We start from the raw sequence: 22,631 nt of genomic DNA, 5'->3' as shown, positions 1-22,631 counted from the left end.
TCCGCCGATTGCGGGTGGCGGTGCGTAGCCTTCGACTTCGCTCAGGCTGAACGGAGGTTGGTATCCCCCTCGGCCCAATATCCCGCACGCCGTTCGCACTGAGCGAAGTCGAAGTGGACGCAGCCAGGCTACGCGCCCGTTCCCGTCCTACCGCAACCGCTCGATCGCCTGCGCCAGTGCCACGTACAGCTTGCCCATGTCGGACGACAGCAACGTCACGCCGAGCGGCGATCCGTCGCGCTGGGCGAGGACGCCGCGCAGCATCGCCTCGAAATCGTGGATGTAGCGGTTCACATGGTCGCGGAACTTGGCATCGTCGTCATACAGGCTGGCGATGTCGCGCGCCTGTGCTGAGTCGAGGATGCGCACCGCGCGCCGGGTGAAGACGCCGCGATCGCCCTTCAGATACGCCGCCCACGCGCTGTCCGTCACCTCGGGCGCATAAATTTTGGTGATGTCGATCGACGCGGAGTTGAGCGATTCGACCAGCAAAGAGGCGCGGCGCGCGAAATTGTCGCGGTCGGCGTCCTCGCGTTCTGTGCGGGCCTCTTCGATGCGGGCTTCGACGATGCCGGTCTTTTCGATGATCAGATCGGCCTGTCGCGCCAGGCGTTCAGTGGCGCGGGTGGCGGCGTCGACCGCGCCCTGGGTCGCGTCGACGATCGCATGGACCTGACGCTCGACCGTGTCGCCGGTCGCGCGCCGCATCGCCTCGGCGCTGGCGAGTTCGAGGGCATGGGCGGCCTGGGGAATGACCTCGGCCAGCGTCTCGCGCGCCTTTTCGGCCGCCGTCGCGGCGGTCTCGCGAACGCGCAGCAGCGCATCGACCAGCTTGGGGGCGGCTTCGTCGGCGAAGCGGTGCGAACGCTCGATCGTCTCGTCGACCATCATGCCCAGCGCATCCGCCTTGGCGCGGCCGCTCGACAGGGTTTCGAGCAGCGATCCGGACAGGGTGTCCAGCGTCTGGCGCTGTTCGGCAATGACATCGGCAATCGCTTCGATCGCCTCATGCGTGCTCTCGGCCGCGGCGACCAGCGCCAGCAGTTCGGGCTTGGTTTCGACCACCACCTCATGGCTCGCCAGCATCCGCTGGTCGAGCCGGGCGAGCGCCTCGGGCAGCGTCTCGTCGATCTCGCGCGCGGCGGCGTCGAGCGCGATCAGCAGCGTTTCGGTCGTGCCGATCACGCGATTGGCCATCGCCTCGCCCGCCTCCAGCGCGCCGGTCATCGCATCGGCCGAGCCGCCCAGTGCGCTGATCGAGGCGGCTAGCATCTGCGACTTTTCGGTGCCCTGCGCGTGGAGCACCGCGATCCGGGTCTCGACGCGGTCGAGCGCGGTGTCGAGCGTGTCGATCATCGTCTCGCCCGCGGTCCGCTGCGCCTCCAATTCGCCGGTCAGCCGGGCAATCGCGTCGTCCACGACGGTGATCCGTTCGGCCAGCGCGTCGGCACTGTCGCGCGCCGCACTGTCCAGCGCGGCCTGGTTGGCGCTGACCATGGCCAGCATTGCATCGCCCTGCGCCGCGATGCCCTTGCGTGACTGGTCGATCGCCTCGGCGGTGCGGTCGAGCAGTGCGTCGATCGTGACCGCGACATTGGCGGTGACGTTTTCCAGATGTTCGCTGGCGGTCCGGCTGGTGGCCTCCATCTGCTCGATATGATTGGCCAGCCGCAGCGCTGCGCCGCTGGCGATGGTGTCGGCGTCCTGGCCACGTCGTCCCAGCGCCACCAACTGTGCATCGAGTGCGGCGGCATGGCTTTCGGCCGAACGCGCCGCCTCCGCCATGCGGTCGCCTGCCTCGCCCACCTCTTCCGCCGCGCGGGGGAGGGCGTCGAGAAGCTGGGTCAGGCTGGCCTGGCTGGTGCCGGCGACCTCGGCCAGGGTGCGGCCATGCGCCTCGACCATCTGGATATCGTCGGCCAGATCGCGCGCGATCGTGTTGAAGCGGGTCTCGGCGGCCTGGGCCATTTCGGACAGGGCGATCGCCTGGGCCGACAATTCGGAGCGGTTGGCGGCCAACGCCTGACCGATCGCGGCGACCGCGCGCTCCAGCGACCGGGCTTCGCTGCGCATCTCGTGTGCCGTCATCGCGAAGCGGCGCTGCTCCGCCCGGCTGCTGCGCTGGGCGATCAGCCACAGGACCGCGATCAGCATCGGCCCGGCAAGCGCCAGCGAAAGCAGCGGCGCCAGGGCGGCGGGGGACGTGTCGCTCATGCGCCACATACCCCAGCCGATCACCGCGCCGAACCATAAGAGGGCACCACCGATGGCGAGGACCAGCGGCGTGCGCGAGGCGGGCTCCAGTTCGACAGGGTCGATGCCGTCGTCCAGCCAAGGGCTGGCTGGCATCGCGAAGGGCGCGGCCGTCTCGGTGGCGCCGAACGGCATCGGTTGATCGGACGTATCGCCCTGGAAATCCGGCATGTCCGACCTGTCCTGACGCTCCGCGCGCAAATCCACGATCATCTGAGCCCCCGCGTCACAATGGCGTGTCACAATGGGTCGGTTTAACACGTTTGTTCGTCGCAGAAAGCGATTTGCGCTATTCCGTGACGGGGCGCCTCGGGTCTAAGGGCAGCCGATGACCCATGACCATGGAACGATCGATTCTGCCTTGGCGGCGGTTGCCGGGGATGAACCGGCCGTCATCCAAGATTTGCGCCGCGCCTTTGTCGAAGGCGTGACCCGCGCGGTCGAGGCGATGCACCTGGCCCAGGGCAGCCAGGAATGGCGCGAAGCTGCCTTGCGGCTCAAGGGCTTGGCAGCCAGCGTCAACGCCTTGCCACTGATGACCCTGGCGGGGCAGGCGGCCGAGCATGACGCACCGGACGTCGAATCGCTCGACCGAATCGGCGAGGTCGTCGCACGCCTGTAACCTTCCGATGCTCGGGGCTGGCAAGGTGGGGCCGGAGCGCTTAACAGCGCACGATGCTGTCTGGTCTTCTCTTTGCGATTGACGATGCCGACGACCGTCCCGGGCGGTTGACGGCCACCTTGCCCTTCGCCGGGGTGACCCTGATCGAATATCAGGCGCGGCTGCTGGTGGCGGCCGGTGCGGCGCAGCTGATCATCGTCGTCGCGCGGCTGACCCCCGAACTGCTCGGTGCCATCGCGCGAATCGCCCATCGCGGGGTCGTGGTCGACACGGTGCGCAGCGCGGTGGAGGCCGCGGAAAAGCTGCATCCGCTGTCCCGCCTGGTCGTGCTGGCCGACGGATTGATCACCACCGAGGATATGATCGCACTGGTCCTTCGCGACGGCGCGGCGGATGCGCTCGTCGTCCTGCCCGAGGCGGCGGCAGAGCCGGGGCTGGAGCGTGTCGGCGGCCAGATGGCCTGGGCGGGCGTCGCCCGGCTCGACCCGCGCCGCGTGGCGGAGGTCGCCGCGCTGCCGCGCGATTATGACCTGCAATCGACGCTGCTTCGGATGGCGGCGCAGGTGCGGGCGACGCATATCCTTCTGCCCGCAGAGGCGGAAAAGGCGGGGCATGGCATCGTTCACCGCGCCGAAACGCTGGACGCACGCGGTCGCGCCGTCGTCGCACGGCTGGTGTCGGGACGGCGAAGCTGGTTCGACCGCTATATTCTCGCACCTGTCGCGCGGCTGGCGCTGCCGCGTCTGGTCGAGCGGGCGGTGCCGTCGCATGTGACGGGCGGTGGGGGGGCGGTGCTGGGTCTGCTGGGGCTTGTCCTGATCCTGTTCGGATTCCCGGCCTTCGGTCTGTTGGTGACGGTGGCGGGAACGCTCGGCCTGGGGCTCGGCGAAACGCTGGCGGGTCTGCGGGACGAGCAGGCGATGGCTCGCGCGCAATCGGCGGCGATCGCCGGCCTGTCCGCCATCGCCATCGCGGCGATGGGCTGGCAATATTATCGGCTAGCGGGGCAGGACATCGCGCCGATCCTAGCCCTGATGCTGGTGATCCTGGGAATTCTGGCCGAGCGGGCAGGGCTTTACCGGTTCCGGCGGCGTTGGTGGGCGAGCCCGCCCGCCTATTTGCTTGTCCTGCTGCCCGCGACGATGCTCGGGGTTGGGATTGGCGGCCTCGCATTGGCCGGCGTCTATGCCATCGTCACTTTGGCGTCCGCAATCGAGACATTGCGTTCGCAACTTTAGTGTCGCTTTAACGTCAAAGGGGTTAGCGGTTCCTGATGGCGGTCGAACCGGACCCATTTCACGCCTCCGAATGGCGGGGCGCGCGGCTGACCGCCCGCGTCGCGGAGGCGCGCGCGCGGGGCTTGGCGCGGCGGGCGGGGGCGCTGGCCGATCTGCGCCTGGATGATGATTCGCGGCTGACCGATCGGATTCGTTTCGAGGTTACGTCGCGGCTTCGCACCTTGGCCGAGACCGTGGCGCGCGATCTGTCGCGACAGGCCGAGCGGCTGGCGCCGGATGGCGCACCCTTGAACCTGCCGCCCCCGGCCGAGCTGGTCGACCGCTTGCGCGAAACCGGGGCGCTCGCCGAACCCGAACTGGTGACGGAACTGGTTGCCCAGGCACGCCAGGCGCTGCTGGCGGAGTCCCTGCCGATCGACCCCGTCGCCGGTGACGCCCGCAGCCTGTTGGTCCGCCTGGCCGAGGCGCCCGACCGCATCGTCGTAGCGGCGGCACGTCATGTGCTGGCGGCTGAGGGCCGCGCGCGCGTCGCCGGGTTGGAGGACGAAGCGGTCGGGCTGCCGACTGATCTCTATCACCGGCTGGTCTGGACGGTCGCGGCGGCGCTGCGGCAGGGCGGTGGCGCCGGCCAGGACGGGATCCTGGCCCAGGCGGCGGAGCGGGTTTTGGCCGCGCAGGATGTCGGTGATCGGCTCGAGGCGGCAGCGCTGCGGCTCGCCGCGGCCATCGACGCGCGGGCGACCGAACTGCCCGACCTGCTGATCGAATGCCTGTCGGATCGCCAGCTCTCCGTCTTCATCGCCTTGCTCGCCCATGCCGCTGGGATCGAGCCGGACGTGGTACGCGACCTGGTGCTGGAGCCGGAGGGCGACCGGTTATGGCTGGCGCTGCGTGCGATCGACCTGGACCGGCCCACCATTGCCCGGATCGGCATTTCGCTGTGCGAGGCGGATCGCCGTCGCGATGAGGATGGCTTTGCCGATGCGCTGGATGCGATCATGGCGGTGCCCCCGGCGGACGCGCGCCTAGCGATCGCATCGCTGACGCTGCCCCGCCCGTTTCGCGACGCCGTGGAGCGTTTGGAAGGGTTCGCGCGTCGATGACGTCGATGGATAGCCCTGGCGAATCGATGGTGGCGCGCGCCATTCTCGATGCGGGCGATCACATCCTGTCGGCAGATCCCCCGATCGAGTTGTTGCATGTCCGCGCGGGCGGAGATGTCGGGGACCGGCTGGCCGTCGCCCCGATTGCGCGCGTGGCGCGGCTCGCGCGGCGGCTGGGAATCGCCGTCTCGCGCCAGGTGATGGTCGCCGATGACGAGGGCGATCTGGACCTATGGGTCCAGGCGCGCCCCGAAACCGGACAGATTCGGCTGAGCATCAGCGGCTGGCGCGATCGGACCGCTTGGCAGCCTAGTGCGACGCCGCCGGACTATGCCGCGACCGGCGCCGATTTCCGCTGGGAAACCGATGCCGCGCTTCGGCTGACGTTCCTGTCGCCGGGGGCCGGAATACGCCACGGCTTCGACGCGGCTACGATGCTGGGGCAGCCGTTGAAAGCGCTGTTCGCCTTCGACCCCAAGACGAGCGGCGTGCTGGTCGACGATACTGCGCCGCTCGACGGAAGGGGGGCGCGCCTCCGTCCGACCGATGCGCCGGTGCGGCTGTCGGCGGCGATTCGGCATGACGGGGCGGGGGGCATCGCCGGGCTGGTCGGCGCGACCTATCTGATCGACGAGCCCGGCGAGGCCGAGGCCGAGCATCCGATCATAGCGGGCGGACCGCCGCTGACCGAGAGCTTTACCGCCGGGCTCGACCGTGCGCTCCGCACGCCGCTGGCCCGGATCGTCGCCAATGCGGACAGCATCGCGGCGCGCGCCGACGGTCCGATCGCAGCGGACTATGCCGAATATGCGCAGGACATCGCCCATGCCGGTCGGCACCTGATGGGGCTGGTCGACAATCTGGTCGAGCTGCAGGCTATCGAGCAAGCTGATTTCCGGCTGGCGGCGACGTCGATCGACCTGGCCGATGTCGCCCGTCGCGCGGCGGGTCTGCTGGGCGTGCGCGCGGACTCCGCCGGCGTGACCATCCGCCGTCCCGGCATGTCGGAGGGGATGCCCGCGATCGGCGATTTCGGACGGTCGCTGCAGATCATGATCAATCTGGTCGGCAATGCCGTGCGCTATACCCCGCGCGATGGCGAGGTGGTCGTGACCGCCGAACGCGACGGCGAGTGGTCGCTGGTCAGCGTCACCGATCATGGCAAGGGGATCGCGCCCGAGGACCAGGCGCGCATCTTCGAGAAGTTCGAGCGCGTCGACCCGACCGAGCCCGGCGGCAACGGCCTGGGTCTTTATATCGCCCGCCGCCTGGCCCGCGCGATGGGCGGCGAGTTGAGCGTGGAAAGCGTGCCGGGCGAGGGGGCGACCTTCACCTTTCGATTGCGGTCGCATTAGGGCCGATCGACATTCAGCCAAGATGGGCGCAAATTCCTCCCCTGTAAGGAGTGGCAGGTGGATTGCCTCCCAGGCAATCCAGATCATGCCGGGGGCATGATCGACCTGCCACTGGGACCATGCGTAGCAGGGTGGAGGGGGGTCCCCGATGGCGAGGGTAGGTCCAAATTCTCCAACCGGGACACCCCTCCGTCAGGCCTTCGGCCTGCCACCTCCCCTTGCAGGGGAGGAATAGGCTCAATGTCGATCCGTCCTGGGTCGTCATGATCCTTCGCTGACTCCCGAGAAGCCCTTCGAATTTCGGGATCATGGCACACCATCCCGGCCTTTGTCAGGGTGAGGCTGTGGAGTGGGGCGTTCCGCAGAAGGTACGCAGCCTTTCACCGGGCATCAACAAAAAGGGCTCCCGAAGGAGCCCTTTCGTCGTTCACCATGAACCGCGTCAGCGCCGCCTTTTGGACAGGCGCCGCGCGACCAGGATCAGCAGCAATCCCGCGACCGCAACGAAGGCGCCGCGATCGGCCCATTCGCTTCGGCCGAGCATGAAGCTCTCGTCGGGCCAATGGATATAGCCCAGCCCCTGGCCGATCCATAAAGCCCCGGTCAGCGCCAGAAGGACGCCGATAGCGATCAGGATCGGCCGGAACCGGTTCATGGCTTAGCGCTGCTCGACCGGAACATAGGAACGCTGCGTCGGGCCGGTGTACAGCTGACGCGGACGGCCGATCTTCTGGTCGGGATCGGTGATCATCTCGTTCCACTGCGCGACCCAGCCGACGGTGCGGGCGAGCGCGAACAGCACGGTGAACATCTCGGTCGGGAAGCCGATCGCCGACAGGATCACGCCCGAATAGAAGTCGACGTTCGGGAACAGCTTCTTCTCGACGAAATATTCGTCGTTCAGCGCGATCTCTTCGAGGCGCAGCGCGGTCTCGAACAGCGGATCGTTGACCTTCAGCGCGTCGAACACTTCGCGCACGGTCTTCTGCATCACGGTCGCGCGCGGGTCGTAGTTCTTGTAGACGCGGTGGCCGAAGCCCATCAGGCGGAACGGATCGTTCTTGTCCTTGGCGCGCGCGATGAACTCGGGGATGCGATCGGGCGTGCCGATCTCGCGCAGCATGTTAAGCGCGGCTTCGTTCGCGCCGCCATGCGCCGGACCCCACAGGCAGGCGATGCCCGCCGCGATGCACGCGAACGGATTGGCACCCGACGAACCCGCCAGACGCACGGTCGAGGTCGAGGCGTTCTGCTCGTGATCGGCGTGGAGGATGAAGATGCGGTCCATCGCCTTCTCGACGGCCGGGTTCACTTCATAATGCTCGGCGGGAACGCCGAAGGTCATGCGCAGGAAGTTGCCGGTATAGGACAGCGAGTTGTCCGGATACAGGAAGGGCTGGCCCACCGAGTACTTGTACGCCATCGCCGCGATCGTCGGGATCTTGGCGATCAGGCGGTGCGAGGCGATCGTGCGCTGCACCGGGTCATGGATGTCGGTCGAGTCGTGATAGAAGGCCGACAGCGCACCGACCACGCCGCACATGATCGCCATCGGGTGCGCATCGCGGCGGAAGCCACGGAAGAACGCCGCAAGCTGCTCATGCACCATGGTGTGGCGCGTGATGGTGTTGGTGAAGCCCGACAACTCGTCCTGGCTGGGCAGTTCGCCGTTCAGCAGGAGGTACGCGACCTCCATGAAGCTCGACTGCTCGGCCAGCTCGCCGATCGGATAGCCGCGGTGAAGCAGCACGCCCTGATCGCCGTCGATATAGGTCAGCTCCGACCGGCACGATGCCGTCGAGGTGAAGCCGGGATCATAGGTGAAGGCACCCGTCTGCGCATAGAGCTTGCGGATGTCGACCACGTCCGGGCCGATCGAGCCCGACATGACCGGATAGTCAAAGCCCTTGCCGCCGATTTCGAATTTCGCGGTGTCGCTCATACTCAATGATCCTTCCTATCTGCGGTCATCTGGTCCGCGATCCGCCCCAGGCTTTCCTCGCGACCCAGCAGGCTGAGCACGTCGAAGATCCCCGGGGACGTCTTGCGTCCGGTCAAGGCGGCGCGGAGTGGCTGGGCAACCTGGCCGAGTTTCACGCCCTCGGCTTCGGCCACCTTGCGTACCGCGTCTTCCAAAAGCTCCGTATCCCAGTTGTGCACCGCGTCAAGCGCGGTGTGAACGGAAAAGAGAATGCCCCGTGCCTTTTCGTCGAGCAGGCCGGTGGCGGCGTCGTCCAGGCTCAATGGACGGGTCGCAAAAAGGAAACGCGCGCCTTCGGCCAATTCATTCAGATTGGCGGCACGCGGCTTCAGCGAGGGCATGGCGGCGGTCAGCAGCGCGGTGTCCTCGACACCCATCCGCTTGGCGACCAGATCGGCAAGCCGCGCGTCATCGGCCTCGCGGATATAATGGCCGTTGAGGTTTTCGAGCTTCTTGAGGTCGAACCGCGACGGCGCCTTGCCGACGGCGGCGAGGTCGAACCACTTCACCGCATCCTCGCGCGAAATGATTTCGGCATCGCCGTGGCCCCAGCCCAGACGGAGCAGATAGTTGTCGAGCGCTTCGGGCAGGATGCCCATCTCGTCGCGATACGCCTCGATCCCGACCGCGCCGTGGCGCTTGGACAGCTTGGCGCCGTCCGATCCGTGGATCAGCGGGATATGCGCGTAAGTGGGTTCGGCCCAGCCCATCGCCTTGTAGATCGGCAGCTGGCGGAAGGCGTTGTTGAGGTGATCGTCGCCGCGGATCACATGGGTCACGCCCATGTCATGGTCGTCGACCACCACCGCCAGCATATAGGTCGGCGTACCGTCCGAGCGGAGCAGGACCAGATCGTCCAGCTCGGCATTCTGCACGGTGACGCTGCCCTGTACCCGGTCCTCGATCGTCACCGCACCTTCGCGCGGGGCGCGGAGGCGGACGACGAAGGGCTGGCCTTCCGGCGCGGTGGCAGGATCGGCGTCGCGCCAGGGCGAGCGGATACGCAAGGGCTGCTTGGCGGCCTGCGCAGCCTCGCGCTGCGCGGCGATCTCACCTTGCGTCATATAGCAGCGATAGGCGTGGCCCTTGGCGATCATCTCATGCGCTACCTCGGCATGGCGATCGGCACGGGCGAACTGGAACACGGCATCGCCGTCCCAGTCCAGACCCAGCCAGCGCATCCCGTTCAGGATCGCGTCGATCGCGGGCTGGGTCGAGCGAACGCGGTCGGTATCCTCGATGCGCAGCAGGAACTTGCCGCCATTCGCCTTGGCGAACAGCCAGTTGAACAGCGCGGTGCGCGCGCCGCCGATATGGAGGAAACCGGTCGGCGAGGGCGCGAAGCGGGTCACCACTGGCGTGGCGGTCGACCCGGTGGCGATATCATCTGTTGCGCTCAACCGCGCATACTCCCAATCATGAATTTCGATGGCCTATTCAGCCGCCGCAGCCCCTAGCATCAAGCGTCCCCGCCGCCAAATGCCGCGCCTCATCTTGATGAGGAACTGGCTGGAGAACCGGGCGGAGGCCGAGCGCGACCAGCTCGCGCTCTGGGCACCGGTGATGCTGGGCGCCGGGGTTGCGGGCTGGTTCGTGCTGCCCGATCCCAGAAGCTGGGTCGCGATGGCGCTGCTGGTCGCGGGGATCGGGCTGGCGGCGGCGACATGGACCGGCGGCGGCCGGGTGGCGCGATCGGTATTTATGGCCGCATTGCTCATGCTGGCGGGATTGCTGATCGCCTGGGCGCGCGCCGAGTCGGTTCGGGCACCCGTCCTGGCCCGCCCGGTGATGGCCGAGATGGTGGCCGAGGTCGAAGCGGTCGATCGCCTGGCGGCGCGACAGATCGTCCGACTGATGCTGCGGCCGGGGCAAGCCCGTGACGGACAGGGGCGCGGCATCGCTCTGCCTCCGCGTATCCGGGTATCGCTGGCGGAGGGGGATGCGTCACCCGAGCTGGGGCCGGGCGCCTGGGTACGGTTGCGGGCGCGGTTGATGCCGCCGGCACCGCCCGTCGCGCCGGGCGGCTATGATTTCGCCCGGGCGGCTTGGTTTCAGGCGATCGGGGCGACCGGGCGGGGCTTTGCACCGGTGCGCATCCTGCGACCGGCGGCGCATGGGCAAGGGCTGCGGCAACGCCTGTCGCAGCGAATCACCGACAGGCTGGCGGGCAGCGAGGGCGGGATCGCGGCGGCGCTGGCGACCGGGGATGTCGGGGCGATCGGCCAGGATGATGCCGAGGCGATGCGACGCGCGGGGCTGGCGCATCTCCTGTCGGTCAGCGGGCTGCATATCACCGCGGTCGTCGGTATCGTGATGGTGTTGACCATAAGGCTGTTGGCGCTCTGGCCCTGGCTGGCGCTGCGCGTCCGTTTGCCGCTGGTCGGCGCGGCGGCGGGGGCGCTGGCGGCGATCGGCTATACCTGGCTTACGGGGGCGGAGGTGCCGACCATCCGGTCCTGCGTCGCGGCGATGCTGGTGCTCGCCGCGCTGGCCCTGGGGCGGGAGGCGATGACCCTGCGCCTGGTCGCGGCGGGCGCGCTGATCGTCCTGGTCTTTCGGCCAGAGGCCTTGGTGGGGGCGAGCTTCCAACTGTCCTTCGCGGCGATCACCGCGATCGTCGCCTTGCACGAGCATCCCGCGCTCGGGCGCTGGCTGGGGCCGCATCCCGACTGGCGCTGGTCGGCGGTCCGGCATCTGGGCGCGCTGCTGGCGACGGGTGTGGTGGTGGAAGCTGCGCTGATGCCGATTGCGGTCTATCATTTTCACAAGGCCGGGCTTTACGGGGCGTTTGCGAACATCGTCGCCATCCCGTGGACCACCTTCGTCGCGATGCCGCTGGAGATGATCGCGCTGCTCCTCGAGCCGCTGGGCTGGGGTGGTCCGTTCTGGTGGCTGCTCGGCAAAGCGCTGGGGTTGCTGCTCGCCCTGGCGCGGTGGGTCTCGGCAATGCCGGGCTCGGTCGTGGCGCTTCCGGTGGCGCCGGTCTGGGCCTTTGGCATGGCGGTCGCGGGTGGTCTGTGGATCGCGCTCTGGCGGACCGGATGGCGGTGGCTGGGGGCGCCGCTGCTGGCGCTGGGCGTGACGGTGATGCTAGTCGCGCCCGCCCCCGACTTGATCGTGACCGGGGATGGCCGTCACGCCGCGATCGCGACGGACAGGGGACTGGCGTTGCTGCGCGAACGGGCCGGGGACTATATGCGCACCACGCTGGCCGAACTGGGCGGCAGCGATACCGAACCGCTGGCCCTGGTCGATCAGCGGGAAGCGCGGTGCGGGCAGGATATGTGCGTCGCCGCGCTGAGACGAGGCGGCCGGACATGGCGGATCGCCGCGACGCGCAGCGGCTATCCGGTGCCCTGGGCGACGTTGGTGACGCTGTGCGGACGGGTGGATATCGTGATCGCCGACCGACGCTTGCCCCAGGCCTGTCGCCCGCACTGGCTAAAGCTCGATGTATCGACGTTACGCCGGACGGGTGGCGTTTCGATCCGGCTCGACCCGCCATCGGTGCGGATGGTGCAACAGCCGGACGATCGGCATCCTTGGATCGTGGGGAAAGAGGATCGGGGCGTTAAGCGTGACGGCCTGGAGTTCTGATCCGGTGGCGTGGGGCAGCACTCCTGCGGTCCAGCCTGGCTCAATCAGACCCAGGCGTCCCTTACAACCGATATTGGCAGAGCGGCCCGACCTTACTGCTTTGGTGCAACGTCGCCTGTGGTCGAAGGACGATCGAGCCTTGCGAATTGGGCCGTCCATGCATGGAATGAACTCGCAAATTGCGCCCGATCGCGAGCATGGCGTTGGTCAATCGACGGTCCGGCGCTCCGTCCGATCCCCGGCCTGTTCCTATTGTAGGCCATCGTTCCGAAAGGCCCATTTCCGCCTTTAACTCCGCGGAAGCCGGGGGCCAAATGCCGGACGATCAGGATGGCTTATCAGCGTTTAACAATCTAAGCCCCGGCCTTTGCCAGGAGGGTGTCGCGTCTCCTGCAGCGATCTCCTCGCAGGAGAGGAAAGACGCGAGCCCCGGCGGAGCGCCTTTCGGCCAGTCTGACAGCCGAGCAGCATCATCAACCTATCGGACAAGGCATGGTTCGTCCGCCCTACGCCTCGCCCTTTTCCTCAATCGTAACGGCGAAGGATGCCCGACAGCTTCCCCTGGACCCGGACCTGCGCCGGGGAATAACGCTGCGGATCATAGGCGCGATTGGCGGGGTCGAGACGGACCATCGAGCCCTCGCGGCGGAAATATTTGAGCGTCGCCTCGCTATCGTCGATCAGCGCCACGACGATCTGGCCATCGCGCGCCACGTCGGTGCGGCGGATCAGCGCATAGTCGCCGTCGAGGATGCCCGCCTCGACCATCGAGTCGCCCGATACTTCCAGCGCATAATGTTCGCCCGAGCCGAGCAGCGCGGCGGGGACGGCCAGGGTCGAGCTGCTCTCGAACGCCTCGATCGGCACGCCGGCGGCGATGCGGCCATGCAACGGGATTTCGACCACGTCGTTGGCGGGCTCGGCGATCGGCTTCGTGGCGGGCGTGCGGACATTGGCCGCTGGCGCCGCTGCCACGGGCTTTTCGGGGCGGTCCGGCATCCGCAGCACCTCCAGCGCGCGGGCGCGGTTGGGCAGGCGGCGGATGAAGTGGCGTTCCTCCAGCGCGGAGATCAGGCGGTGGACACCCGATTTGGACTTGAGATCCAGCGCCTCCTTCATCTCCTCGAAGGAGGGCGAGACGCCGGTTTCCTTCAAACGGTCATTGATGAAGCAGACAAGCTCATGCTGCTTTGCGGTGAGCATCGCGATCCTCCGTCCAGAACAGACGTGGAACTTATATGGAACGTATTGGCTTGCGTCAAGCGAGCATCAGGATTTCCGCCGAGTCGCCCGCCCGTGCCGCCGGGACGTGGGGCGGGCGGATGACCAGGCAGGTGGAGCGCGCCAAGGTCAGCAGCATCGAGCTGTCCTGAATGGCCGCCGCATGGACCCGTCCGTCGATCATCGCAGCGCGGAGGTAATCGATACGCGGGCCGTTGGCGGGCAGATCCTCGCCCAGGATGGCGGGGATGGGGGTCGGGAAGGGATCGGCGGCGCCCGACAGATGCGCGATCAGCGGCCGAACGAACAGGGTCGCGGTGACGAAGGCCGAGACGGGATTGCCCGGCAGGCTGAGCACCGCCGTCTCGCCCAGCCGGCCCGCCATCATCGGCTTGCCGGGGCGCAGCGCGATCCGCCAGAAATCGACACTCCCACCCGCCGCCTTCAGCGCGGGCTGGACCAGATCATGGTCGCCGACCGAGGCTCCGCCGGTGGTGACGAGAAGATCGGCCCGCACCCCGGCAAAGGCGTCGCGCAACGCGTTTAGATCATCCGGCAGGATGCCCAGGTCGATGATGTCGACCGGCAAATCGGCGAGCATGGCGGCGAGCATGACGCCATTCGACTCAGGGAGAGCGGAGGGATCGCCCGATCCCGGTGGCACCAGCTCGTCTCCAGTGGCGGCAATGGCGACCCGGACGCGCGGCCGAACGGGCAGGCGGCCATGGCCGCCGGTCGCTGCGACTGCGATCCGCGCCGGGGTCAGACGTTGCCCGGCGGCGATCAGCATCGCGCCTTCCTCGAAATCCAGACCCCGCCGACGCACATTGCGGCCCCTATGCGCGGGGCCTTCGCCGGTCAGGTGCAAGGCCGCGCCGTCCCGTCCGGCCTCCTCCTGGATCAAGACCGTGTCGGCGCCGGGGGGCAGGGCGGCACCGGTGAAGATACGCGTCGCCTGACCGGGGCCGATCGTGTCGGGGAAAGGCCGTCCCGCTGCGCTCTCGCCGATCACGGTCCAGGGGCCGGGCATGTCCTCAAACCGGATCGCATAGCCGTCCATCGCCGACAGGTCGCTGGCAGGCTGGGTCCGTAGCGCAGGGATGTCGCGCGCCGCCCAGCGTCCCGCCGCCTCGCGAAGCGGTACGTCGATGGCGGGGCGCTCGGTGGTCAGCGCGATCAGGCGGGCCTGGGCTTCGGGGACGGGTAAGAGAATGATGCTCGCTCCTATAGGCCGTAGAGGACGCCTGGGCAGTCGGTCCGTTCCGTCAGGCGTGCCAGTCGCCCGACTTGCCACCGGTCTTGGCGATCAGGCGAATATCGCCGATCGCCATGCGCTTATCGAGCGCCTTTGCCATGTCGTAGACGGTCAGCAGCGTCACCGACACGGCGGTCAGCGCCTCCATCTCTACGCCGGTCTGACCCGCGGTGGCGGCTGTCGCGGTCGCGGTCACACCTTCATCGTCCAGCGCCAGGTCGATCTCGACCTTGCTCAAGGGCAGGGGGTGGCAAAGCGGGATCAGCTCGCTCGTCTTCTTGGCGGCCATGATCCCGGCGACGCGCGCCACCGCCAGAACATCGCCCTTCTGCACGCTGCCTGCGCGGATCGCGGCGGCGGCTTGCGGCGACATGGTGATGCGGCCCTGGGCGATCGCCTGACGGGCGGTCACGGCCTTGGCTCCGACATCGACCATCCGCGCCGAGCCTTCTGCATCCAGATGGGTGAGCCCGCTCATCCGATCAGCGCGCGGGTCGCCGCCTCGACATCCTTTTGCCGCATCAGCGCTTCGCCGATCAGGAAGCAGTGGATTCCGTGTGCGGTCATCGCGTCCAGATCTTGCCGCGTCGTCAAACCACTCTCGGCGACGAAGGTACACCCGGCGGGGGCACGTCCGACCAGTTCGTAGGTCCGCTGGAAATCGACCGTGAAGTCCCTGAGATCGCGGTTGTTCACCCCGATCAGTCGCGACTTCAGCCGGGCGGCGCGCTCCATCTCGCCGGCGTCATGGACCTCGACCAGCGCGTCCATGCCGCATTCGATCGCGGCGGCCTCGATCTCCTGCATCTGGGTATCGTCCAGCGCGGCGACGATGATCAGGATGGCGTCGGCCCCTAGGGCGCGCGACTCGTGCACCTGCCAGGGGTCGACCATGAAGTCCTTGCGCAGGACCGGGATCGACACGGCATTGCGTGCTTGCTCGAGGAAAATATCGGCCCCCTGGAACCAGCGCTCGTCGGTCAGCACCGACAGGCAGGCGGCCCCTCCGGCCTCATAGGCGCGGGCATGGGCGGGGGGATCGAAATCCTCACGGATCAGGCCCTTGGACGGGCTGGCCTTCTTGACCTCGGCGATCAGTGCATGGCCGGTCTTGGCGTCGAGCGCGGCACGGAAGCCGCGTGGGGCCGAGACGGTCGCGATCTTGGCGTCCAGATCGGACAGCGACATCGTCGCCTTGCGCGCGGCGACATCGGCGCGCTTGGTTTCCAGGATGCGGTCGAGCATCGTCATCGGTAGGCAATCCATTGATCGAGAAGCGCCGCGGCCCCGCCCGTGTCGATCGCGCGGGCGGCGGCGACCGCGCCCTCGCGCAGATCGACGCTATGCCCGGCGACGAGCAGGGCGGCGGCGGCGTTGAGGAGAACCGCGTCGCGATAGGCGCCTGGCTCTCCGGCGAGAAGGCGGCGAAGCGCCTCGGCATTGTGCCGGGCGTCGCCGCCGCGAATGGCGGTGATGGGATGACGGGGCAGTCCCGCATCCTCCGGGGTGATCGTCGCGGGCGCGGCGATGGCGCCGACCGAAACCGCGATGCTGGGGCCTGCGCCCGACAGCTCGTCCAGCCCTTCCTCGCCCGACACGACCAGCGCCGCCTCGGCACCCAGCTGTTCTAGGGCCTCGGCATAGACCGATGCATAATCGGGGCGGGCGATGCCGATCAGCTGACGCCCGACATGCGCCGGATTGGCCAGGGGACCCATCAGGTTGAAAATCGTCCGCCGCCCGATGCGCCGCCGGATCGGGGTGATCCGCGCCATGGCCGGGTGATGATTGGCGGCAAAGAGGAAGGCGATGCCGATATCGGTCAGGCTCGCCTGCGCCACCTGTCCGGCACGCTCCATGTCGAGGCCGAGCACCTCCAGCGTGTCCGCCGCGCCCGCCTTGGACGAGGCGGCCCGGTTGCCATGCTTGGCGACCGGCACGCCGAGTGCGGCGACGACCAGCGACACGGCGGTCGAGACGTTCAGCGTGTGATGCCCGTCGCCGCCGGTGCCGCAGACGTCGATGGTGCCCCGAGGCGCTTCGATCGGGATCACGCGTTCGCGCATGGCGCGGGCCGCCTCGGCGATCTCGATCGAGGTTTCGCCGCGCTCGGCCAGCGCGATCAGGAAGGTCGCTACGGCCTCGTCATCCGCCCGCGCGTCCAGAATGTCCGCAAAGGCGGCATAAGCGGTTTCGCGCGATAGCGGGCTGGCGGGATCGGGCAGCAGGGCGAGGGTGGTCACGCCGCGCTCTCGACCGGCGGGCGAAGCCGCTCGGGCAGGTCGTGCGCCACGCCCGCCTCACGCAGGAAATTGGCGAGCATCGCATGGCCATATTCGGTGGCGATGCTTTCGGGATGGAACTGCACACCGTGGATGGGCAGCGTGGCGTGGCGGAAGCCCATCACCGTGCCGTCCTCGGCGCGCGCGTTGACCACCAGGCTGTCGGGCACGTCGTTGACGATCAGCGAGTGATAGCGCGTCGCGGTGAAGGGCGAAGGCAGCCCGCGGAACAGGCCGGTGCCGTCATGATGCACCGGCGAGGTCTTGCCGTGCATCAGCCCGCCGCGCTGGACCAGCCCGCCGAAATGCTGGCCGATCGCCTGATGGCCCAGGCACACGCCCAGCAGCGGACGGCCGGCCTCGGCGGCGGCCGCGACCAGGTCCAGGCTGACGCCCGCCTCGGTCGGCGTGCAGGGGCCGGGGGAGATGAGAAAGGCTTGCGCCCCCGACGAGAGCGCTTGGCCCGCCGAGATCGCGTCGTTGCGGACCACCTCTACCTCGCTGCCCAATTCCTGAAGATAATGGACGAGGTTCCAGGTGAAGCTGTCGTAATTGTCGACGACCAGGATCATGCCCCCGCCATAGCCGATCGTACGGGCGGTGCAACGCCTGCTTGACGCATAGGTCCGAAGGATCGGGCATGTCCGGATGGCCGGGCGCGCGACACATCGCCGCAATTTTGCCGGAATGGCGCCGTTAGGGCGAACTGTTCAGCGTGGAGCCATGCGCCACGTAAGACGTTGAGTGTCCCAAAGGAGTTTCGTCGCCATGGTTCGTGCCGCCCTGATCGCTGCCCTGTTGCTGAGCCCGGCCACGGCATTCGCCCAGCAATCGCCGAACAACCCGCAGGCCGAGAGCGGCCAGCCCCCCAAGCGGGTGCGGCAGGTCACGCTGACCGGCGATCAGAAATGCCCCGAGAGCACGGCGGACGAGGTCGTGGTCTGCGGCCGCGACGACGAGCCCTATCGCATCCCCAAGGCGCTGCGGAACGACAAGCCGATCCCCGCGCAGAACCAGAGCTGGGTCAATCGCGCCGCGACGATGGACCAGGTCGGTCGCGTGGCGGGCGGCATCCCGGATACCTGCTCGCCGGTCGGCACGGGCGGCCAGAGCGGATGCAGCATCCAGTGGAACCAGCAATATGCCGCCGATCGCAAGGCGCGTAGGGCTGAGGCGACCCCGCCGGCGGATGATGGGCAGTAAGATCCGGTCAGGGTGGTCGACCGCTATGTTTTAAAAGCTGTTCCCCGGCGAAGGCCGGGGTCCAGTTGTTCTGACATTTGAGATAATGCTCGGTCGCAAACCGGTGGAATGGGCCTCCCACGCGACGTTCTGCACGCCTCACGCCGACTAGAAACTGGACCCCGGCCTTCACCGGGGAGCGCGTTGACGATTGTCGGCTGCTACGACTTACTGCCCGAAGCCGCCTTCGCCCGCCCGTGCCACCGCGTCACGCGCTGCTGCGAGCATCGCGCCCGCCTTCGCTTCGCACTCGCGCTGTTCATAGGCCGGATCGCTGTCCGCGACGATGCCAGCGCCCGCCTGGACATGGATGGTGCCATCCTTGACCACGGCGGTACGCAGCACGATGCACGAGTCCATCGACCCGTCGGGCGAGAAATAGCCGACACCGCCCGCATAGGCGCCGCGCCGTTCCGGCTCCAGCTCGGCGATGATCTGGCAGGCGCGAACCTTGGGCGCGCCGCTGACCGTGCCCGCCGGAAAGCCCGCGAACAGGGCGTCCAGCGCATCCTTGTCCTCGGCCAGATGGCCGACGACGTTGGACACGATGTGCATGACGTGGCTGTAGAATTCGACCGTATAGCTGTCGGTCACCCGCACGCTGCCCGCCGAGGCCGCCCGGCCGACATCGTTGCGGCCGAGGTCGAGGAGCATCAGATGCTCGGCGCGTTCCTTCGGATCGGCGAGCAGGCTGTCCCGGTTCGCGGTGTCCTCCGTCTGCGTCTTGCCGCGTGGCCTGGTGCCCGCGATGGGGCGGATCGTAACCTCGCCATTGCGGACCCGGACCAGGATTTCCGGACTCGACCCGATCAGCGCAAAGCCCGGCAGGTCGAGATGATAGAGGAAGGGCGAAGGATTGATCCGCCGCAGGCTGCGATACAGCTCGAACGGCGGCAGGGCGAAGGGCGCGGAGAAACGCTGCGCCAACACGACCTGAAAGATATCGCCCGCGACGATATAGTCCTTGGCTCGCGCGACCATCTCGCCATAGCGGCCGGGGGCGAGGGCAGGCTGATAGGCCGGTTCGGGCAAGTCGGCCCGTACGGGTGCAGGCAGCGTCGCCGTTGCCAGCCGCGCGGCAGTGGCGTCCAGTCGCTCCTGGGCATCCGCGATCATCCGCGCCGGATCGCGCGCGGCATTGGGCCAGACCGGCGCGACGAGATAGAGCGCGTCGGCCAGCCGATCGAAGACCAGGATCACGGTCGGCCGCACGAAGATCATGTCGGGCAGGCCGAGCGGATCGACGTCGGGCTGGGGCAGCGCTTCGACCAGCCCCACCGTCTCATAGCCGAAATAGCCGACCAGACAGGCGAGTGCGGCGGGCAGCCCTTCGGGGACTTCGGCCCGGCACTCGGCGACCAGCTGGCGCAACGCCTCCAGCGTCGGCGCGGCGCAAGCCTCGAAAGCGTCGCGATTGGTCGCCCAGTGGCGGTTGATCGCCGCTTCATGCCCCTCGGCCCGGAACACCAGGTCGGGCGCCAGACCGATCAGGCTGTACCGCCCGCGCGTCGCGCCGCCCTCGACCGATTCGAGCAGGAAGTCGCCGCGCCCGGGCTCGATCAGCTTCAGCGCGGCGGCGACCGGTGTCTCGGTGTCGGCGATCTGCCGCCGCCAGATGAGGAGCGGCTGGCCGTTCGCCAGCCGGTCAGCCTCAGTTGGCGCCATTGTTCAGCAACTCCGAACGGACCTTGGCGACCGCCTTGGGATCGGTCTTCACGCCGACGCTGTCGCGCACTGCACGGGCGAATTGCGCGACATATTCGCGGCCGAGCAGGCGTCCGATATCGCCACGTGCGGCGGCGATCGCGGCGGTGTTGCCGGTCGCGTCGCCCGCTTCGATCTTGACCGTGCGCAGGATGTACCAGCCTTCGTTCTGCGGCGCCTCCAGCGTCCGGGCCTTGCCCTGCGGCATCGAGAAGAGCAGCGCGAGAGGGGCGGCGGCGGGCGTGTTCTGTGCGGCGGCCAGGTCGCGACGCGACGCGGTGATCGGGCGGACCGGCGGCACCGCCAGCCCGGTTTCCTTCAGCGCCTGCGCCATCGACATGCCCTTATTCACCTTGGCGAGCACGGCATTGGCCAGCTTGCGGGCGGCGGCACGGGCGCGATCGGCGGTCAGGTCGGCGACCACCTGCTGACGGACCTGCGCCAGCGGACGGGGGGCGGAACGCTGGACCTGGCCGACACCGACGACGGCGAAGCTGCCGTCCTGGCCGATCGGTACGATCTGCGGCGCGTCGCCCTCTTGGGCGGTGAAGGCGGCGGTGATCATCGCGCGCTGTTCCGGCGTCGCCTGGAAGGCGGGGGCGTCGGGCGCGATCCCTTGGGCGGTCACGGCCGGGGTCGCCTGCGCCTGCAGCTTGCGGTCGGCCACGACCTCGTCGAAGGTCGCATTGCCCGACAGCGAGTCCTCGATCGTGTTGCGCGTATCGCCCAGCGCTGCGGCCTGCTTCTGCTTGGTCAGCTCGGCGACGATCTCGGGGCGGGCCTGGGCCAGCGACTTGCCGGGGACCTGGGTGATCGCATCGACCTTGGCGACGACAAAGCCGAGGGGGCCACGCACCGGGCCGACGACCGCGCCTTGCGCCGCACCGAACACGGCATCGGCGACAGCGGCCGAGCCCTGCGCGGCATAGGCGGCCTTGTCGAGGCCCTTCAGGACCGAAGCCTCCAGCCCGGCGGCGCGCGCGGCGTCGGCCAGCGAGGTGCCGCCCTTCGCCTTGGCGGCCAGGGCGTTGGCCCCCGCCTGGTCGGCGATGATGACCTGGGTCACGTCACGCTTCTGAGTCGCGGCATAACGCGACTGGTTGGTCTGGTAGTAGCGGGCGATCTCCGCCTCGCCGGGCGTCGACTGGGCGGCGACCGTCGCGGGACTGACCAGCGCGTAGCGGATGACCCGGCGCTCGGGCAGCGTGTAGCGCTGGACATTGCGGGTGTAGAAGGCCTGGAGGTCCGCATCCGTCGGCGCGGGACCGGCGGGCACGAGGCGGGTCGGGATATAGCCGACCTCGCCCTGCCGCTTTTCCAGAAGCAGCGAGGCATAGGGAAGGGCCATCTGCATCGCGAGCTGCGACGCATCGCTGTTCGGCAGGGTCAGCTGCTGCGCATAGGCCGTGCGGGTCAGGTCGGTGCGGACCTGCGCGTCGGTCATCTTCCGCTGGGCCAGGAAACGCTGGTAAAGCGCCGGGTCGAACTGGCCATTGAGACCGCGAAATGTCGGGATCGAGGCGATCTGGCCATCGATCAGGCGACGCGAGACCACCATGCCCTGTTGCTTGCCGAACTGTTCGAGCGCCAGACCGGTGATCTCGCGCTTCAGCGTGCCCTCGAACCCGCCGCCGGCGATGAACTGCGCCATGTCGAGCGTGGGCTGTTCCTGGCGATAGGCATCGACTTCGCTCTGCGCGGCGCTGCGCAGATCGTTCGCGGTGATCTTGGCATCGCCGACCTTGGCGACCTGCGCGCCGTTCTGGCCGACCGGCATGCCCATGATATTGGAAACGTCGCTGGCGCCGAAAGCGACGGCGAACACGCCGACGATGATGACGGTCAAGACGACGCCGGCCTTGGAATTGATGATCCGGCGGAAGAAGCTGAGCATGGACGACCGATCGGCAAGGAATAAAATCGGAACGTGCTTTAGGGGCGAGGCGGCTCGGCATCAAGCTTGTGCGAAACCCACGATCCGCTATCGGTGTTGAACACGTATAACAGACGACTCAAATCGGGAGCCTGATATGGCACGGCGCAAATTGGTGGCGGGCAACTGGAAGATGAACGGCTCGCGCGCCGCTTTGGTCGAACTGGATGCGATCGCTGCGGCGGCGGAGGCGGCGCCGGGGGTCGATGTCGCGATGGCGGTGCCCTTCACGTTGATCGCGCCCGCCGCCGAGCGGGTGCCGGGCCTGGCGATCGGGGCAGAGGATGTGCACGAAAGCGATTCGGGCGCGCATACGGGCTGCGTCTCCGCCGCCATGGTGCGCGAGGCGGGCGCGCGCTTCACCATCGTCGGCCATTCGGAGCGCCGCGCCGACCAGGGCGAGACGAGCCAGGACGCCTGGGCCAAGGCGGCGGCGGCGCGTCGCAACGGGCTGAACGTCATCCTGTGCTGCGGCGAGACCGAGGCCGAGCGCAACGCGGGCCGTGCCGAACGGGTCGTGCAGGCGCAGATCGAAAAGTCGGTGCCCGACAATGCGGATGGCAGCTGGTTCACCCTGGCCTATGAACCGCGCTGGGCGATCGGCACCGGGCGGACCCCGACGGTGGACGAGATCGCCAGCATCCATGCCATCGCGCGCGCCAAGCTGCGGATGCTGATCGGCGATGCGGCGGACGGGGTGCGGATCCTGTATGGTGGTTCGGTCACGGGCGATAATGCGGCGACCTTGCTGGCCGTCGAGAATGTCGACGGCGCGCTGGTCGGTGGGGCGAGCCTGACGGCGGCGAAGTTCGTGCCGATCATCGAGGCGGCGGCGGGGTTGTGAT

General features: G+C 68.2%; 19 protein-coding genes. 7 read left to right on the top strand and 12 right to left on the bottom strand.

What is annotated here, in order from left to right; genetic code table 11:
• Positions 1-147: 147 nt before the first annotated feature.
• Entirely contained in the window at positions 148-2,466 is a 2,319-nt protein-coding gene (locus tag QZ546_RS08885) for a hypothetical protein (RefSeq protein ID WP_294236254.1), read from the bottom strand.
• Positions 2,467-2,581: 115 nt separating this feature from the next.
• Here QZ546_RS08885 and QZ546_RS08880 point away from each other — a divergent pair, with 115 nt between their 5' ends.
• Genes QZ546_RS08880 through QZ546_RS08865 form a run of 4 tightly spaced genes read left to right on the top strand, consistent with a single transcriptional unit; the run spans position 2,582 to position 6,571 of the window.
• The gene (locus QZ546_RS08880) at positions 2,582-2,875 is read left to right on the top strand and encodes an Hpt domain-containing protein (protein WP_294236252.1); all 294 of its coding nucleotides are present in this window, start codon (positions 2,582-2,584) and stop codon (positions 2,873-2,875) included.
• Positions 2,876-2,928: 53 nt separating this feature from the next.
• Positions 2,929-4,113, top strand: coding sequence for a hypothetical protein (locus tag QZ546_RS08875; protein WP_294236250.1), 1,185 nt, complete (start codon positions 2,929-2,931; stop codon positions 4,111-4,113).
• 35 nt (positions 4,114-4,148) lie between these two features.
• Positions 4,149-5,216: a DUF2336 domain-containing protein gene (locus QZ546_RS08870; protein WP_294236248.1), complete on the top strand. Its 1,068-nt coding sequence runs from the start codon at positions 4,149-4,151 to the stop codon at positions 5,214-5,216.
• Positions 5,213-6,571, top strand: coding sequence for a sensor histidine kinase (locus tag QZ546_RS08865; RefSeq protein WP_367113523.1), 1,359 nt, complete (start codon positions 5,213-5,215; stop codon positions 6,569-6,571). Before QZ546_RS08870 ends, QZ546_RS08865 begins: the two co-directional genes overlap by 4 nt.
• 442 nt (positions 6,572-7,013) lie before the next feature.
• Here the strand turns inward: QZ546_RS08865 and QZ546_RS08860 are convergent, their stop codons facing one another.
• The 3 genes from QZ546_RS08860 to gltX are packed head-to-tail and all read right to left on the bottom strand — an operon-like array spanning position 7,014 to position 9,952.
• Positions 7,014-7,226 (bottom strand): hypothetical protein, encoded by a 213-nt coding sequence (locus QZ546_RS08860; RefSeq protein ID WP_294236247.1) that lies wholly within the window; start codon positions 7,224-7,226, stop codon positions 7,014-7,016.
• A 3-nt stretch (positions 7,227-7,229) separates the two neighbouring features.
• The gene (locus QZ546_RS08855; protein WP_294236245.1) at positions 7,230-8,513 is read right to left on the bottom strand and encodes a citrate synthase; all 1,284 of its coding nucleotides are present in this window, start codon (positions 8,511-8,513) and stop codon (positions 7,230-7,232) included.
• A gap of 2 nt (positions 8,514-8,515) precedes the next feature.
• On the bottom strand, positions 8,516-9,952 hold the full coding sequence (gltX, locus tag QZ546_RS08850; RefSeq protein ID WP_294236243.1) for a glutamate--tRNA ligase: 1,437 nt from the start codon (positions 9,950-9,952) through the stop codon (positions 8,516-8,518).
• A 97-nt stretch (positions 9,953-10,049) separates the two neighbouring features.
• Between gltX and QZ546_RS08845 the strand changes: the two genes are divergently transcribed.
• The gene (locus QZ546_RS08845; RefSeq protein WP_294236241.1) at positions 10,050-12,149 is read left to right on the top strand and encodes a ComEC/Rec2 family competence protein; all 2,100 of its coding nucleotides are present in this window, start codon (positions 10,050-10,052) and stop codon (positions 12,147-12,149) included.
• A 525-nt stretch (positions 12,150-12,674) separates the two neighbouring features.
• Here QZ546_RS08845 and lexA read toward each other — a convergent pair.
• The 6 genes from lexA to QZ546_RS08815 are packed head-to-tail and all read right to left on the bottom strand — an operon-like array spanning position 12,675 to position 17,479.
• Positions 12,675-13,352, bottom strand: a complete 678-nt coding sequence (gene lexA / locus QZ546_RS08840; RefSeq protein WP_294236239.1) for a transcriptional repressor LexA — start codon at positions 13,350-13,352, stop codon at positions 12,675-12,677.
• Positions 13,353-13,407: 55 nt separating this feature from the next.
• The gene (gene glp, locus QZ546_RS08835; RefSeq protein WP_294236309.1) at positions 13,408-14,586 is read right to left on the bottom strand and encodes a gephyrin-like molybdotransferase Glp; all 1,179 of its coding nucleotides are present in this window, start codon (positions 14,584-14,586) and stop codon (positions 13,408-13,410) included.
• A 49-nt stretch (positions 14,587-14,635) separates the two neighbouring features.
• The gene (gene moaC, locus QZ546_RS08830; RefSeq protein WP_294236237.1) at positions 14,636-15,103 is read right to left on the bottom strand and encodes a cyclic pyranopterin monophosphate synthase MoaC; all 468 of its coding nucleotides are present in this window, start codon (positions 15,101-15,103) and stop codon (positions 14,636-14,638) included.
• Positions 15,100-15,876 (bottom strand): indole-3-glycerol phosphate synthase TrpC, encoded by a 777-nt coding sequence (gene trpC / locus QZ546_RS08825; protein ID WP_294236235.1) that lies wholly within the window; start codon positions 15,874-15,876, stop codon positions 15,100-15,102. The genes moaC and trpC overlap by 4 nt, the downstream gene beginning before the upstream one ends.
• Positions 15,873-16,868, bottom strand: coding sequence for an anthranilate phosphoribosyltransferase (gene trpD / locus QZ546_RS08820; protein ID WP_294236234.1), 996 nt, complete (start codon positions 16,866-16,868; stop codon positions 15,873-15,875). Before trpD ends, trpC begins: the two co-directional genes overlap by 4 nt.
• Positions 16,865-17,479 carry an aminodeoxychorismate/anthranilate synthase component II gene (locus QZ546_RS08815; RefSeq protein ID WP_294236231.1) on the bottom strand — a complete coding sequence of 205 codons (615 nt, stop codon included), beginning with the start codon at positions 17,477-17,479 and terminating at the stop codon, positions 16,865-16,867. The genes trpD and QZ546_RS08815 overlap by 4 nt, the downstream gene beginning before the upstream one ends.
• Positions 17,480-17,675: 196 nt before the next feature.
• Between QZ546_RS08815 and QZ546_RS08810 the strand changes: the two genes are divergently transcribed.
• Complete coding sequence (locus QZ546_RS08810) at positions 17,676-18,110, top strand: hypothetical protein (RefSeq protein ID WP_294236227.1); 435 nt, start codon at positions 17,676-17,678, stop codon at positions 18,108-18,110.
• A 207-nt stretch (positions 18,111-18,317) separates the two neighbouring features.
• On the opposite strand, the gene trpE is transcribed toward QZ546_RS08810, so the two are convergent.
• The gene (trpE, locus tag QZ546_RS08805; RefSeq protein ID WP_294236225.1) at positions 18,318-19,814 is read right to left on the bottom strand and encodes an anthranilate synthase component I; all 1,497 of its coding nucleotides are present in this window, start codon (positions 19,812-19,814) and stop codon (positions 18,318-18,320) included.
• The gene (locus tag QZ546_RS08800; RefSeq protein WP_294236224.1) at positions 19,801-21,747 is read right to left on the bottom strand and encodes a peptidylprolyl isomerase; all 1,947 of its coding nucleotides are present in this window, start codon (positions 21,745-21,747) and stop codon (positions 19,801-19,803) included. The genes trpE and QZ546_RS08800 overlap by 14 nt, the downstream gene beginning before the upstream one ends.
• Before the next feature lie 136 nt (positions 21,748-21,883).
• On the opposite strand from QZ546_RS08800, the gene tpiA reads away from it, so the two are divergent.
• Positions 21,884-22,630 carry a triose-phosphate isomerase gene (gene tpiA, locus QZ546_RS08795; protein ID WP_294236222.1) on the top strand — a complete coding sequence of 249 codons (747 nt, stop codon included), beginning with the start codon at positions 21,884-21,886 and terminating at the stop codon, positions 22,628-22,630.
• Position 22,631 lies beyond the last annotated feature (1 nt).

This window comes from uncultured Sphingomonas sp., assembly GCF_913062585.1.
Taxonomy (GTDB): domain Bacteria; phylum Pseudomonadota; class Alphaproteobacteria; order Sphingomonadales; family Sphingomonadaceae; genus Sphingomonas.
The sequence above is the reverse complement of the archived record's forward strand: the minus strand, read 5'-3'. Positions and strand labels throughout refer to the sequence as shown.